Genomic DNA, 15,272 nt, shown 5'->3' with positions numbered 1-15,272 from the left:
ACTGCCGTTCAGTGAACCAAGCAAAGAAGTCATGGATGCAATACGGAAAACTTGGAGTTTATTAAATGTACAAGAATAAAATCACTCAGGCCCTTCTTCTAGGTGCTGGTTTGGCAGTGGCTGCCACTTCTACTCTTTCTATCGCTGCTGAAGTTCCAGCAGGCACTGAACTAGCAAAAGTTCAGGAACTGGTTCGCGGTAATGGTACTGAAGTAGCAACACTCGACCCTCACAAATCTCAAGGTGTACCAGAATCTCACGTAATTCGTGACCTTCTAGAAGGTTTAGTGAACCAAGATGGCGACGGCAATACTATCCCAGGAGTAGCTGAAAGCTGGGAAACGACAGACAACAAAACATTCACTTTCCACCTACGTAAAGACGCAAAATGGTCTAACGGCGATCCTGTAACGGCAAATGACTTCGTTTACAGCTTCCAACGTGCGGTTGATCCTTTAACTGCTTCTCCATACGCTTGGTACATGGAATATACCAAGATGGCGAATGCGAAAGACATCGTTGCGGGTAAGAAAGACAAGAGTGAACTAGGCGTTAAAGCTTTAGATGACTACACGTTAGAAGTGACTTTAGATACAGCTGTCCCATATTTCGTAATGATGATGGGTCACACAACAGTGAAGCCAGTACATAAAGCAACTGTTGAAAAATTCGGTGACCAGTGGACTAAGCCTGAAAACTTTGTTGGTAATGGTGCATTTGTTCCAAATCAATGGGTAGTTAACGAGCGTCTTGAACTAGTACGCAACGAAAATTATTGGGATAACGAACATACAGTTCTTAACAAAGTAACATTCTTACCAATCGAAAACCAAGTAGCGGAAATGAACCGCTTCCTCTCTGGCGAACTAGATTTCACATATGAAGTTCCTAACGAGCACTTCCGTCGCTTACAGAAAGAATACCCAGAAGATGTAAACATTAAGGGTAACCTGTGTACTTATTACTACCAATTTAATGCACAGAAAGCACCTTTCGACGACGTACGTGTTCGTAAAGCAATGTCTTATGCGATGGATCGTGACATCGTGACGAAAGCGATTCTTGGTCAAGGTCAAAAACCAGCTTACTTCTTGACTCCTGAAATTACTGCTGGTTTTGACCCGGTAACTCCAGAGTATGGTCAACTTTCTCAAAAAGAGCGTATTGCTGAAGCGAAGCGTCTTCTTGAAGAAGCGGGCTACACGAAGAGCAACCCACTTGAATTTAACCTGCTTTACAACACGTCTGAAAACCACAAGAAGCTTGCTGTAGCAATCGCATCAATGTGGAAGAAAGAGCTTGGTATTAACGCGAAACTCGAAAACCAAGAGTGGAAATCATATCTAGACAGTAAAGATACTGGTAACTTTGACGTTGCTCGTGCAGGTTGGTGTGGTGACTACAATGAAGCATCTTCATTCCTAACATTGATGGTTAGTCAAAATACAACTGCTGGTCAGCACTATAAGAGCGCAGACTATGACAAGATTATCGATAAAGCACTAAGCTCTACTTCAGAAGAAGAGCGTACTAAGCTATACATCGAAGCAGAAAAATTGCTAGCTAAAGACATGCCAATTGCTCCAGTCTACCAGTACGTTACAACACGTCTTGTATCACCTCAGCTAGGTGGTTACCCAGAAGGTAACGCCGAAGATAAGATCTATTCAAAAGATCTTTATATCAAAGCAAAATAACCTCCTATAAAAATAAAATAAAATATAACTAACTTAGACCTGTGTGCGAGAAATCGCACGCAGTGTCTATTTAATTTTTAATTGTCACAGACTGAAAAGAGTGAGTTTATGCTTAAATTCATTATGAAAAGGATATTCGAAGCGATTCCAACCATGTTGGTGTTGATCACTATATCTTTCTTTCTCATGCGTTTTGCACCGGGTAACCCGTTTTCGAGCGAACGCCCATTACCGCCAGAAGTTATGGCTAACATCGAAGCTAAATACGGCTTAGATAAACCTGTATTTGAACAGTACACCACGTACTTGACTAACATCGTTCAAGGTGACTTTGGTCCATCATTCAAATATCAAGATTACACCGTAAATGAGCTGATCGCAGTCGCACTTCCAGTATCTGCGAAGGTAGGTTTTATTGCCTTTATCTTTACCCTGATTATGGGAGTATCGGTCGGGACGATTGCCGCCTTGAAGCACAACACCTGGATTGACTACACCATAATGTCGACCGCTATGCTCGGGGTAGTAATGCCATCCTTCGTGTTGGCTCCAGCGCTTATTTACCTGTTCTCTCTGCACTGGAACATATTCCCAGCAGGTGGTTGGCACGGCGGTACTTATATGTACATCGTCCTGCCAGTTATCGCGATGTCTCTTCTTTACGTAGCCACATTTGCTCGTATTACTCGCGGTAGCATGATTGAAACGCTAAACAGTAACTTTATCCGAACTGCTCGTGCAAAAGGCCTAAGTTACCGTTACATCGTTCTAAAACATGCATTGAAGCCAGCACTGCTGCCTGTCGTTTCTTATATGGGACCTGCGTTTGTAGGTATCATTACAGGTTCTGTTGTTGTTGAAACCATCTTCGGCCTACCAGGTATCGGCAAGCTGTTTGTTAACGCCGCGTTTAACCGTGACTACTCGCTAGTAATGGGTGTAACCATCTTGATTGGTTTCCTATTCATCTTGTTCAACGCAATCGTTGATATTTTGCTAGCGCTAATTGACCCGAAAATTCGCTACTAACAGGGACGCATGGTTATGTTGAAGAAAAAAGAAAATTTAGAAGCGATCGAAAAGTTCTCTGAGAGTTTAGAGATTGAAGGTCGCAGTTTGTGGCAGGATGCCCGCATTCGTTTTATGCGAAACAAAGCGGCAATGGTAAGCCTGTTTATTCTTACGCTTATGGTACTGGCGGTTATCTTCTTACCGATGCTTGCTCAGTACACTTATGATGATACTGACTGGTACGCAATGCATGCAGCGCCAAGCGCGGACCACTGGTTTGGTACTGATAGCTTAGGCCGTGATTTGTACGTTCGTACTCTTATCGGTGGTCGTATCTCATTGATGGTTGGTGTGATGGGCGCATTCGTAGCGGTACTGATTGGTACGCTTTACGGTGCAGCTTCAGGTTTCATCGGCGGTCGTACTGACCGAGTGATGATGCGTATCCTAGAGATCTTGTACGCGGTACCATTTATGTTCCTAGTAATCGTCCTGGTAACGTTCTTTGGTCGTAACATCGTCCTAATCTTCGTTGCTATTGGTGCGATTGCTTGGCTAGATATGGCGCGTATTGTACGTGGTCAAACGTTGAGCCTACGTAGTAAAGAGTTCATTGAAGCTGCACACGTATGTGGTGTAAGCAAATGGAAGATCATTACACGTCACATCGTACCGAACGTACTGGGTATCGTAGCGGTTTACTCTACGTTGCTTATTCCAAGCATGATCCTTACAGAATCATTCTTATCTTTCCTTGGTCTTGGTGTTCAAGAGCCTATGACAAGCTGGGGCGCATTGCTTCAAGAAGGTTCGCAAACAATGGAAGTTGCAATCTGGCAATTGACATTCCCTGCGGCATTCATGGTAGTTACGCTGTTCTGCTTTAACTACGTAGGTGATGGTCTGCGCGACGCGCTTGATCCAAAAGACAGATAACGAAATAGCAATTAAAAGCTATAAAAGATTAAGGAAGCAATAATGAGCTTATTAGATGTCAAAGATCTGCGCGTCGAATTTACCACACAAGATGGTATCGTAACCGCAGTAAACGACTTGAACTTCTCACTTAACCAAGGCGAAACGCTGGGTATTGTTGGTGAGTCGGGTTCAGGTAAATCACAAACGGTATTTGCACTGATGGGGCTGCTGGCTAAGAACGGCATCATCTCGGGCAGTGCAAAGTTTGAAGGCAATGAAATTCTCAACCTGCCTGAAAAAGCACTGAACAAGGTTCGTGCTGAACAGATCGCGATGATCTTCCAAGATCCAATGACCTCACTGAACCCTTACATGAAAGTAAGTGATCAGCTGATGGAAGTACTTATGCTGCATAAAGGCATGGGTAAAGCAGAAGCGTTTGAAGAATCAGTACGCATGCTTGAAGCGGTGAAAATCCCTGAAGCACGCAAGCGTATCACTATGTACCCGCACGAGTTTTCGGGCGGTATGCGTCAGCGTGTGATGATCGCAATGGCACTGCTGTGTCGTCCTAAATTGCTTATCGCTGATGAACCAACAACGGCACTGGATGTAACCATTCAAGCGCAAATCATGGAATTGCTGAACGAACTAAAAGATGAGTTCAATACAGCAATCATTATGATCACCCATGACTTGGGTGTTGTTGCTGGTTCTTGTGACAAAGTACTTGTGATGTACGCGGGTCGTACAATGGAGTACGGCACGGTTGATGAAATCTTCTACGAGCCAAGCCACCCATACGCGGAAGGCCTGCTTAAAGCGATTCCTCGTTTGGATACCGAAGGTGAAATTCTACCGACGATTCCAGGTAACCCACCTAACTTACTTCGCCTACCAACAGGTTGTCCTTACCAAGACCGTTGTCACCGTGTAATGGACCGTTGTAAGCAAGAAGCACCGATTTTGCAGCCATTTGCTAAAGACCGTCAGCGTGCTTGTTTTTCAGACTGGGAGACTTGGACAAAATGAGTAAAGAATTACTATTAGATATTAAAGACCTGAAAGTTCACTTTAGCATTGCAGCTAAGTCTGCTTGGCCTTGGGCAAAACCATCAAACCTTAAAGCGGTTGATGGTGTTGATGTTCACCTTTACGAAGGAGAGACTCTGGGTGTAGTAGGTGAGTCTGGTTGTGGTAAGTCGACTTTTGCCCGTGCGATTATCGGCTTGGTTGAAGCGACTGAAGGTCAAGTGATGTGGTTAGGTCAAGACCTAACTAAGATGCAGGAAGTGAAGCGTCGTGAGACTCGTAAAGAGATTCAGATGATCTTCCAAGACCCGCTAGCATCGCTTAACCCACGTATGTCAGTAGGCGATATTATTGCTGAGCCTCTAGAGACTTTCTTCCCTGAACTTTCTAAACAAGAAGTGAAGGACAGAGTTAAAGAGATGATGGCAAAGGTTGGTCTACTACCCAACGTAATCAACCGTTACCCTCATGAATTCTCTGGTGGTCAGTGTCAGCGTATTGGTATTGCACGTGCGCTTATCTTGAAACCTAAGATGATCATCTGTGATGAACCTGTTTCTGCACTGGATGTATCTATCCAAGCTCAAGTAGTTAACCTTCTGAAGGAGCTACAAAAAGAGCTAGGTTTGTCTTTGGTATTCATCGCGCACGATTTGTCGGTTGTTAAACACATCTCTGATCGCGTATTGGTGATGTACCTAGGTAATGCGGTAGAACTTGGCGAATCAGATGCATTGTTCTCTGATCCTAAGCACCCATACACCAAAGCGTTGATGTCTGCAGTTCCAATTCCAGACCCACGCTTAGAGCGTAGTAAAACTATCCAGATGCTGGAAGGTGATCTCCCATCGCCAATCAATCCGCCATCAGGTTGTGTGTTCCGTACTCGTTGCCCACAAGCAACAGAGGCGTGTGCGCAAACTAAGCCAACTATCCAAGGCGATGACGTTCACGCAGTATCTTGCTTGCACGTACAAGTCTAGAGCCTATTTAAACCGGTTCAGCCTGTGACAGGCTTAAGCGCGACTTGTTTATGAGTTGCGCTTTTTTTGTATCTAAAGATCCATATTAAATAAGCTTCATCAAATAATTCGAACAACTAAGCCAACTTCTTCTAGTTTTGAAAAAGTTGGCTTTTTTTATACTAGAGAAAAGCTTGGATGACAGAGGTTTGGATATGGGTAAGTTAGTTGAAGGTGTTTGGCACGATGTGTGGTACGACACCAAAGAAAGCGGTGGTAAGTTCGTTCGTGAAGATGCGGGCTTTCGTCACTGGGTAGAGAATAAACCGGGCGCGCAGTTTGAGCCGGAAAGCGGCCGTTACCATCTATACGTATCGTTAGCTTGCCCTTGGGCGCACAGAACCCTTATCTTCCGCGAGCTGAAAGACCTAACCGATCACATTGACGTGACAGTCGTTTGCCCAGACATGATGAGTGAAGGTTGGCAAATGGGGTTACCTGAACCTCTGTTTGGTCATACCCGAATGCACCAAATCTACACTCAAGCCAAACCGGACTATTCAGGTCGAGTAACGGTGCCTGTGTTGTGGGATAAGAAAACCAACACCATTGTGAGTAACGAGTCGTCTGAAATCATTCGCATGTTTAACTCAGAGTTTAATGAGCTAACGGGTAACACCGATGATTACTACCCGTGGGAGTTGTCCAAGAAGATTGATGAGTGGAATGATTATATCTACCCAAACATCAACAACGGCGTATACCGAACCGGCTTTGCGACAACACAAGAAGCCTACGAAGAGGCGTATGAAGCGTTATTTGAAGCGTTAGATAAAGTGGATGCGCATCTTAGTGAGAAACGTTATTTAGCGGGAGAGCAGATTACTGAAGCGGATTGGCGCTTGTTCACTACTCTGGTTCGATTCGATGCTGTGTATGTGGGTCACTTCAAGTGTAACAAGCAACGAATTGCGGATTACAAACATATCCAAGGTTATCTAAAAGAGCTCTATCAAATAGAGGGTATTAAAGAGACGACGGATTTCTACCACATCAAGCGCCACTACTATTACAGCCATACGGGCATCAACCCGACTCAAGTGGTGCCTAAAGGGCCTGATCTGGATTTAGATTCGCCTCACGGACGTGGTTAGAATCATTAATTAATCCGCTTTTCTTCAGGCGTAAAAAAACCCTAGATAAACATCTAGGGTTTTTGCTTTCTGAAAAAGAAAATTAGTTAACTACTTTTTCTTCAGCTTGCGCAGCTTGGTCTGCTTGGATAGCCGTTAGAGCTACTGTGTAAACGATGTCGTCTACTAGAGCGCCACGAGACAAGTCATTTACTGGCTTGCGCATACCTTGAAGCATTGGACCGATAGATACTAGATCTGCTGAACGTTGTACCGCTTTGTAAGTCGTGTTACCAGTGTTTAGGTCTGGGAATACGAATACAGTCGCTTTACCAGCTACTGGAGAGTTCGGTGCTTTAGAAGCAGCAACGTTTTCCATGATAGCAGCATCGTATTGTAGAGGACCATCGATCACTAGATCTGGACGTTTCTCTTGAGCAAGCTTCGTCGCTTCACGTACTTTATCTACGTCTGCACCCTTACCAGATTCACCAGTAGAGTAAGAGATCATAGCAACGCGTGGGTCGATACCGAATGCCGCAGCAGAATCTGCAGATTGGATAGCGATTTCAGCAAGCTGTTCAGCTGTTGGATCTGGGTTGATCGCACAGTCACCGTATACAAGAACTTGATCAGGCAGAAGCATGAAGAAGATCGAAGATACGATAGAAGCATCAGGAGCAGTCTTGATGATCTGGAACGGAGGAACGATAGTGTTCGCCGTTGTGTGAACAGCACCAGAAACTAGGCCATCAACTTCGCCAGCTTCAAGCATCATAGTACCTAGGAATACTGAATCTTCTAGCTTCTCACGAGCAACAACTTCAGTCATACCTTTAGCGCCACGAAGTTCTACTAGACGAGCTACGTAGTTTTCGCGAACTGATGCAGAATCGATGATCTCAACGCCAGCGCCAAGCTCAACACCTTGCTGTGCTGCAACGCGACGGATTTCTTCAGGGTTACCTAGAAGTACACACGTTGCGATACCGCGCTCAGCACAGATAGCCGCAGCTTTAACTGTACGTGGCTCATCACCTTCAGGAAGAACGATGCGCTTAGCCGCTTTACGAGCAAATTCAGTTAGCTGGTAACGGAATGCTGGTGGGCTTAGACGACGGATGCCTTGAGTACCTTCAGATAGAGAATCAATCCAAGGGCCATCAATGTGGCTTGCAACGTGATCGTTAACGAACTCGATACGCTCTTTATCGTCTGCAGGCACTTCTAGGTTGAAGCTCTGTAGGTTTAGAGACGTCTGCCAAGTGTTACCTTGCGCTTTGAAGATCGGTAGACCTGAAGCGAATGCTGGTGCACAAAGGTTAGCAATGCTTTCTGGAATGTCGTAACCGCCAGTAAGCAGGATTGCGCCAATCTCAACACCGTTTTTCGCAGCAAGAGCCGCAGCAACGATAACGTCAGGACGGTCTGCAGAAGTTACTAGCAGTGAACCTGGTTTGAAGTGCTCAATCATGTGAGGTAGAGAACGTGCACAGAAAGTGATGCTCTTAATACGACGAGTTGAGATTTCACCTTCGTTAACGATTTCAGCGTTAAGGTGCTTAGCCATATCAACCGCACGAGTTGCGATTAGGTCGATGCTCCATGGCACGCAGCCAAGAACACGGATAGGGCTAGAATTGAAGATTTGCATTACTTCAAGGTTCGCTTGCTGAGCGCTGTCTGCATCATCAAAGATTTCAGATAGGTCAGGGCGAGTACGGCCAGCTTCATCAACAGGAGCGTTAAGCTTGTTGATGATTACGCCTTTGATGTTTTTGTTCTTAGTACCGCCGAAGTTAGAACATGCTACTTCGATACGCTCTTTAAGCTGCGTAGGGTTGTCAGTACCAGGAGTCGCAACGAATACGATCTCCGCGCCAAGTGTTTTTGCGATTTCCGCGTTCACTTGGTTAGCAAATGGGTGCTTACGAGTAGGTACTAGACCTTCGATTAGCGTAACTTCTGCGTCTTTGTTGATCTTGTTGTATTGCTCAACAACTGACTCAAGAAGCTCGTCCATTTTTTCACTACCGATCAAAGCTTCAGCTTTAGTCATTGCGATTGGCTCACCAATCTTAATGTCGCTGTTTGCGCTGATGATAGTAGACGTTAGATCTGGTTGGTTACCACCGCTACGAGGTTGAGCGATTGGCTTGTAGAAAGAAACACTTACGCCTTTACGCTCCATAGCGCGAAGAACACCCATGCTAACACTAGTAAGACCAACACCAGCGCTTGTAGGGATAAGCATAATAGTACGGGACATTGACGAACACCTTTAACTATTGGAAATAAAAAAAGCTCAACTGCTATTCCCACCGATATTAAAATTGGGGTAGGAATAGAAGTTGAGCCCCATTTTCTTGATATGAAAAACTGACTAGCTTCGAGTGAAGCTAGTCAGGAAAATCAATTAAAGACCTGCTAGTTTCGCAGTGTCTTCAGCAATTACTAGCTCTTCGTTAGTAGAGATAACCATTGCAGGGATACGGCTGTTAGCTGTAGTGATAGTACCTTCGCCGCCGAAACGAGCTTTAAGGTTAGCTTCACCGTCAACTTCGATGCCGAAGATGCCTAGGCGGTTAAGAACCATTTCACGGATTGGGCCAGAGTTCTCGCCGATACCGCCAGTGAAAGTGATTGCGTCTAGACGACCTTCTAGAGTTGCAGTGTAACCAGCAACGTACTTAGCTAGACGGTGACAGAACACGTCCATTGCACGAGTTGCTTCTTCTTTCTCACCGTAGTTGTCTTCAACGAAACGACAGTCAGAAGTCACTTCAGTTAGACCAGCAAGACCAGACTCTTTAGTTAGCATGTTGTTGATTTCTTCAACAGAGTAACCAAGTGCGTCGTGTAGGTGGAAGATGATTGCAGGGTCTAGGTCACCACAACGAGTACCCATTACAAGACCTTCAAGAGGAGTAAGACCCATAGAAGTGTCTACAGATTTACCGTTCTTGATTGCACATACAGAAGCGCCGTTACCTAGGTGACAGTTGATGATGTTAACTTCTTCAACTGGCTTGTTTAGTAGGCCTGCAACTTCACGAGTGATGAATAGGTGAGAAGTACCGTGCATGCCGTAACGACGGATGCCGTGCTCTTTGTACAGGTTGTACGGCAGAGCGTATAGGTAAGACTCAGAAGGCATTGTTTGGTGGAATGCAGTGTCAAAAACAGCAACGTTTTTAAGGCCTGGGAAGTTTTGTTGAGCCGCTTCAATACCGATAAGATGAGCTGGGTTGTGAAGAGGTGCGAAAGTCGCAGCGTCTTGAATACCCTTAAGCACTTCATCAGTGATAAGTGCAGAAGAAGTGAACTGCTCGCCACCGTGAACGATACGGTGACCGATAGCGCCAAGGTTAGCTTTAAGCTCAGGCTTAGAAGCAAGAATAGTTTCTACCATGAAAGATAGTGCTTCTACGTGAGCTGCGCCCGCACCTAGTTGTGCTTCGTGCTTGCCGTCAAGTTTCCATTTCATACGAGCTTCTGGAAGACCAAGACATTCAGCAAGACCAGTTAGGTGCTCAGCACCTGTTTCTGCATCAACAACAGCAAATTTAAGAGAAGAACTACCACAGTTTAAAACTAAAACTAGCTTAGACATTAATGACTACCTGTTTATTTTTCTGATCGAAATCAGTTAAGGATGAAAATTAATCTCAAGAATAGACGAAGCACTGTTGCTTGCGTACTAGCCTTGGTCAAAAAAACGTTAATTTCCGTATTAAAGTGAAAGCCACTTTTTAAGAAAAGAGGCTCTTGCATTCCTTGCAGAAGTCGTCCCAAAGTTGCTTAAATTGTAAATAAGGGCAACAATGAGATTGAGGTCTGCAAATAATAGCGATATTGTGCAAATATAACAAAAAAATTTGAAAGAATATTATTTTTCGTCAAATTTTTGTGTTTTTAGTTGATGATTTCAACTTTTTTTTAATGGGAGACTCATATGAGCAATAGAGTTGGTTTAGCTAGTAGTTTAAAAGATGGCCAAAAGTACATGGATCTCTGGCCCGTCCGAAAAGAGTTAAACGCGATCTTCCCAGAACAACGCATTATTAAAGCGACCCGTTTTGGCGTGAAAGTGATGCCTGCGATTGCCGCTATCAGTGTTCTTACACAAATGGTCTTTAATAATTACCAAGCGATGCCGCAAGCTGTGGTTATGGCTTTGTTTGCGATCAGCTTGCCGCTACAAGGTATGTGGTGGTTAGGCAACCGCTCAAATACACAACTTCCGCCGGCACTAGTATCGTGGTACCGCGAACTGCATGAAAAGATCACTGAAACGGGTTTTGCGTTAGAGCCTATGAAGCCGCGCCCTCGCTATAAAGAATTGGCAATCATTTTAAATCGTGCCTTTCGTCAGTTAGATAAATCCTCAATGGAGCGTTGGTTCTAAAGAATCCCAGCTCTCCCTCTTGTCTGAGAACAACTATTCATCTTCTATAGCTTGTTCTCAGATTTGCTCCTCTTTTTGTTACCTCGCTTACTTTCCGTTTAGCTTACCTGTCCTTATTCACTTGGTTTCTTACCTTCCTCCGAAGTCAATATAACCTTTCTCACATAACTCGAGCCTTGTTGTATTTTTGTTAAATATCACTTCAAGTTATCAATGGTTACTGGTAATAATGTCAATAGTGATTTTGATGTTGTTCTCTTTGAGCGAGTAATGACGGGTAGAGCTTGATTCAGGGAGCGATAATGAGTTCTGTAAGAAAGGTATTGGCAGCGGTTTTAAGTTGCTTGATGTTGCTATGGACTGGCAATGCAATGGCAAACGTTGCCAAAGTGTCGGTTTCACAAGTTGTTGACCATCCAGATCTAAATGCGACACGTTTAGGGCTTCTTGAAGGATTGAGAGCCAATGGTTATGAACCCGGTAAGAACTTAGAATTCTCCTATGAAATGGCGAATGGTAACCCGGCTCAGGCAGCCAAGATTGCCAGAGAGCTCGTCAGTGAAAATCCACATGTACTTGTTGGTATCGCGACACCGACTTCACAAGCCTTAGTGTCGGCGACTCGCTCGATTCCTATCGTGTTTACCGCGGTTACGGATCCTATCGGCGCTAGGCTCGTTAAACAATTAGAAAAGCCGGGGCGTAATGTCACGGGGCTTTCTGACTTATCTCCGATCACTCAGCATGTGTCATTAATCAAAGAACTGCTCCCTGAAGCTAATTCAATCGGTGTAGTTTACAACCCAGCAGAAGCAAATGCCGTTGCGTTAGTTGGGTTATTGAGAAAGGCAACTCGAGATTTCGGTTATACACTTCACACCGAAAAAGCGCTGACTGTTGACGATGTCGAAGCAAAAGCAGAATCCATTGCTAAGAAGTCCGATGTTATCTATGCCTTGACCGATAATACGGTTGCAAGCGGCATGGAGGGTCTTATCAAAGCGGCTAACCATGCAGATACGCCAGTCGTCGCAGGCGCCACATCTTATGTCGGAAAGGGAGCGATTGCTGGTTTAGGTCTAGATTATTATGATGTTGGGGTTCAGACCGCGGATTATGTCGCAGCCATTCTGGAAGGACAGAAGCCCGGGAAGTTGAGTGTCAAAACTGCGCAGAGTTCTCAGCTGGTGGTCAACCTAGATGCTGCTCGTGAGCTTGGTGTGACAGTGCCTCAATCTGTGATTGAGCGTGCGGTCATTAGCCGGTGAATTGAGTTTGGTGTTAGGTGAGCTAATAGGCCATAAGTCATATTATTAACAGCATTGAAATGGGCTCAGATAACAAACTCACCTGCTCTATATGTCGGCGCTTCTCTATTTTATTCATTTGTAAGCGGTTATTTGACCGTTAGGTGTGTCGTTAATATCAATTTACACTCTTTTACCTCGAGGAAAATGGCAATTAATGTAATAATATTATTGGGGTAAATGAAAATAGCTGAACGCTAAGAGCACATTATATGAAAGTAAATAGGCACTTTAGCCTAACCTTTGTCTTCGGGTTTCCCGCTGTGATCGCCGCAATGTTACTTGGCCTAATAGGAAAGAATCATTTTGATTTGGTGAAGAAAGACATTGGCAGTGAATTCCAGCGTATTGAAGAGGTGTTCAAACGAACCACAAAGGTGGTGACAGCCTTAGACTACAGCTTCTCCAACTACTACAAATCAGGAAGCCCTCTCTTTCTTGAGCACAACAAACAAGTTGTGGATGGTCTTTGCCAAATTTGGCCGATCGACGTGTTAATTCTCGCTGATGGTAAAACCTCAGATATTCCCTCTGTCGATATAGATTATATGTTGGTCGGTGAAGAGTCCCTTTGTTCCGAAACCAGTGATAGTTACAAAAGTGCATCTGAGAAAGTTGCTCTTGCGCCAATTCTTTCATTTTTATCCCAACTTGATGAATTCCATAACGGTGTGCACTTTATTGATACGCGTGGTTATGTGATCTCGTCGCCTGAAGGCTTTGCTAAGAAACTGAGTAAGGAATTACTTTCAACCATAAAAAGTCGTCCCTATTGGCAAAAAACAGCCAACAATCCAGAACAATTAACATTAACTGGTCCCGCTTATCGATTTGAGTTTCTAGACCGTATAATCAGTATGACGATCCCTGTATTCCATAAAGGCGTTCACCAAGGGATGCTGTCGGTGGATATTAATGCTGACAAGCTGCTCGCAAACTCGAATGAGCATCTTGCAGGTCGGATCGATATCATTGATACCACTTTAGCGACTCCGGTAGATTCTGCGGCGTTTTATCACGAGATCAAACTGGATGGTGTCTCGTCTCACCATGCGATGTATTACAAATTAGACATCGCGAAAGAGGTTGAGCACTTTTTCGTCTACGAGAAAGACAGCCTTATTGTTGCCATCATTGTGTATCTGTTCTCAGTAACCATCTTCTTCTACGTCAATTCCAATATTGAACGTGGTTACTTCAAAGATCTCGCAGCCAAAGACCCTATGACAGGGTTATTGAATCGTCGTGGCTTAGAAGCGTTCTGGCGCAGTGTAGAGCACGATCAACTGTTTGCATTAACCGTCTTCGATATTGATTATTTTAAGTCAATTAACGACACCTACGGCCACGATAAGGGGGATGATGTGATTCGTTATATGTCGCGTCAGATCAGCAACAGTATTCGAAGCAGTGACGTTGCAGCACGGTTTGGCGGTGAAGAGTTTGTCGTTTATATGAAAGGCGAAGATCGTGAAACTTTGATGAGAACATTAGAGCGAGTGAAGAATGCGATTTGTTCCACTTCAGCCGACATTATTCCAAATGGATTTACGGTGTCTGGCGGTGTCTGCATTGTTGAAACTGAGCAAAGTAAACTTAACTTCGATGAGATATTTAAGTACGCCGATGAAAAGCTGTACGTGGCTAAGACGACGGGCAAAGACCGTCTTAAATTTTAACCACGTTATTGAATCGATGCTTTGTATGAAAATGAAAATGAAAGAGGGAAGAGCGAACGTGTCTACCAAGCAAAGCTTATTTGCACCGGTAAACACGTTTGTAGCGTTGGGTATTTAACCCTAAACATAATCTTAAACAGGTTGGCGGCGTTCTTCTTGATAACGCTGAAGGCGTTCTACAATCGGTGGCGCCTTTTTGAAAGTACGAATTTCTTTAAACAGTTCGTTCGCTTCAGGGTAGCCTTTACTTAGATAAACAAACCACTGCTTCACTCTATTGGGGTAGTACATGCCTTTGTCCCCTTTAATTTGAAACTCTGAATAGCGCAGCAAAAGTTCAATGACTTTATCCCACGGCATTTTCTGGTGGTTGTGCTTAACGACGTTACCAAGGTTTGGAATATTGAAAGCACCACGGCAGACCATTAATGAATCGACGCCTGTTGCTTCTATGCAATCTTGACCATCTTGATAGTTCCAGATCTCCCCATTAGCAATCAACGGCAGAGATGTTTTTTCTCTTATTTGATTGATGAAGTCCCATTTGATTTCGCTGGCTTTATAGCCGCCAACTTTGGTTCTTGCATGCACGGTGAGTTCGTCAGCTTTGGCTTGTTCGATGGCATCGACGATTTCAAAGCACTCTTCCGGATGCTCCCAACCTAATCGAATCTTTGCGGACACAGGAATGTGTGCCGGTACCGCTTCTCGACAGGCGTTCACCACTTGATAGATGAGCTCTGGCTCTTTTAGCAATGAAGCGCCACCATTACTTTTGTTGACCGCTTTTGCTGGGCAACCAAAATTAAGATCGATCCCTTTCGCGCCTAAGCTAGCAGCTTGAAAAGCATTCTCGGCCATCCAATTTGGGTGTTGCCCTAGAAGTTGGAGATGGATTGGCACACCAGCCATGGTCTGAGAGCCTTGATGTAGCTCAGGGCAAATACGGTGGAACACATGCGGGGGAAGAAGTTGATCTACGACGCGCACAAACTCTGTCACACAGAGATCGTAATCATTAATCTCTGTGAGAATTTCACGCATTAGGTGGTCTAGAACGCCCTCCATAGGGCCAAGTATTACGCGCATGTTGCTTTACCAAAACTGAATGAACCGAAAAATTCG

Annotated in this window: 12 protein-coding genes; 9 read left to right on the top strand and 3 right to left on the bottom strand. The window is 44.5% G+C overall.

Going from position 1 to position 15,272, the window contains the following annotated elements; translation table 11 throughout:
- The first annotated feature begins 65 nt into the window (after positions 1–65).
- From BCU07_RS08435 to BCU07_RS08410, 6 genes are all read left to right on the top strand, one after another.
- On the top strand, positions 66–1,697 hold the full coding sequence (locus BCU07_RS08435) for an ABC transporter substrate-binding protein (protein WP_016767672.1): 1,632 nt from the start codon (positions 66–68) through the stop codon (positions 1,695–1,697).
- A 108-nt stretch (positions 1,698–1,805) separates the two neighbouring features.
- A complete protein-coding gene (gene oppB, locus BCU07_RS08430) occupies positions 1,806–2,726 on the top strand; it encodes an oligopeptide ABC transporter permease OppB (RefSeq protein ID WP_017067676.1) in 921 nt (306 codons plus the stop codon).
- Between the two features lie 15 nt (positions 2,727–2,741).
- Positions 2,742–3,644 (top strand): oligopeptide ABC transporter permease OppC, encoded by a 903-nt coding sequence (gene oppC / locus BCU07_RS08425; RefSeq protein ID WP_017067675.1) that lies wholly within the window; start codon positions 2,742–2,744, stop codon positions 3,642–3,644.
- Between the two features lie 42 nt (positions 3,645–3,686).
- The gene (locus BCU07_RS08420; protein ID WP_012603544.1) at positions 3,687–4,658 is read left to right on the top strand and encodes an ABC transporter ATP-binding protein; all 972 of its coding nucleotides are present in this window, start codon (positions 3,687–3,689) and stop codon (positions 4,656–4,658) included.
- On the top strand, positions 4,655–5,641 hold the full coding sequence (oppF, locus tag BCU07_RS08415; protein ID WP_017062172.1) for a murein tripeptide/oligopeptide ABC transporter ATP binding protein OppF: 987 nt from the start codon (positions 4,655–4,657) through the stop codon (positions 5,639–5,641). The genes BCU07_RS08420 and oppF overlap by 4 nt, the downstream gene beginning before the upstream one ends.
- Before the next feature lie 194 nt (positions 5,642–5,835).
- A complete protein-coding gene (locus BCU07_RS08410) occupies positions 5,836–6,774 on the top strand; it encodes a glutathione S-transferase family protein (RefSeq protein WP_017066117.1) in 939 nt (312 codons plus the stop codon).
- An 82-nt stretch (positions 6,775–6,856) separates the two neighbouring features.
- Here the strand turns inward: BCU07_RS08410 and pta are convergent, their stop codons facing one another.
- Together pta and BCU07_RS08400 are read right to left on the bottom strand one after the other, a co-directional pair.
- A complete protein-coding gene (pta, locus tag BCU07_RS08405) occupies positions 6,857–9,022 on the bottom strand; it encodes a phosphate acetyltransferase (RefSeq protein ID WP_017062170.1) in 2,166 nt (721 codons plus the stop codon).
- A 147-nt stretch (positions 9,023–9,169) separates the two neighbouring features.
- Entirely contained in the window at positions 9,170–10,366 is a 1,197-nt protein-coding gene (locus BCU07_RS08400) for an acetate kinase (RefSeq protein WP_017063468.1), read from the bottom strand.
- A 342-nt stretch (positions 10,367–10,708) separates the two neighbouring features.
- Here BCU07_RS08400 and yfbV point away from each other — a divergent pair, with 342 nt between their 5' ends.
- From yfbV to BCU07_RS08385, 3 genes are all read left to right on the top strand, one after another.
- Complete coding sequence (gene yfbV, locus BCU07_RS08395) at positions 10,709–11,161, top strand: terminus macrodomain insulation protein YfbV (protein WP_017062168.1); 453 nt, start codon at positions 10,709–10,711, stop codon at positions 11,159–11,161.
- A gap of 302 nt (positions 11,162–11,463) precedes the next feature.
- Positions 11,464–12,429, top strand: a complete 966-nt coding sequence (locus BCU07_RS08390) for an ABC transporter substrate-binding protein (protein WP_017062167.1) — start codon at positions 11,464–11,466, stop codon at positions 12,427–12,429.
- 251 nt (positions 12,430–12,680) lie between these two features.
- Complete coding sequence (locus BCU07_RS08385; RefSeq protein ID WP_102427877.1) at positions 12,681–14,147, top strand: GGDEF domain-containing protein; 1,467 nt, start codon at positions 12,681–12,683, stop codon at positions 14,145–14,147.
- A 132-nt stretch (positions 14,148–14,279) separates the two neighbouring features.
- Here BCU07_RS08385 and dusC read toward each other — a convergent pair whose 3' ends face one another.
- Positions 14,280–15,236, bottom strand: coding sequence for a tRNA dihydrouridine(16) synthase DusC (gene dusC, locus BCU07_RS08380; RefSeq protein ID WP_017069187.1), 957 nt, complete (start codon positions 15,234–15,236; stop codon positions 14,280–14,282).
- Positions 15,237–15,272: the final 36 nt, after the last annotated feature.

It is taken from the genome of Vibrio sp. 10N.261.54.E10 (assembly GCF_002877735.2).
In the GTDB taxonomy this organism is placed as follows: domain Bacteria; phylum Pseudomonadota; class Gammaproteobacteria; order Enterobacterales; family Vibrionaceae; genus Vibrio; species Vibrio crassostreae_C.
This window is presented reverse-complemented; position numbering and strand designations above follow the sequence as displayed.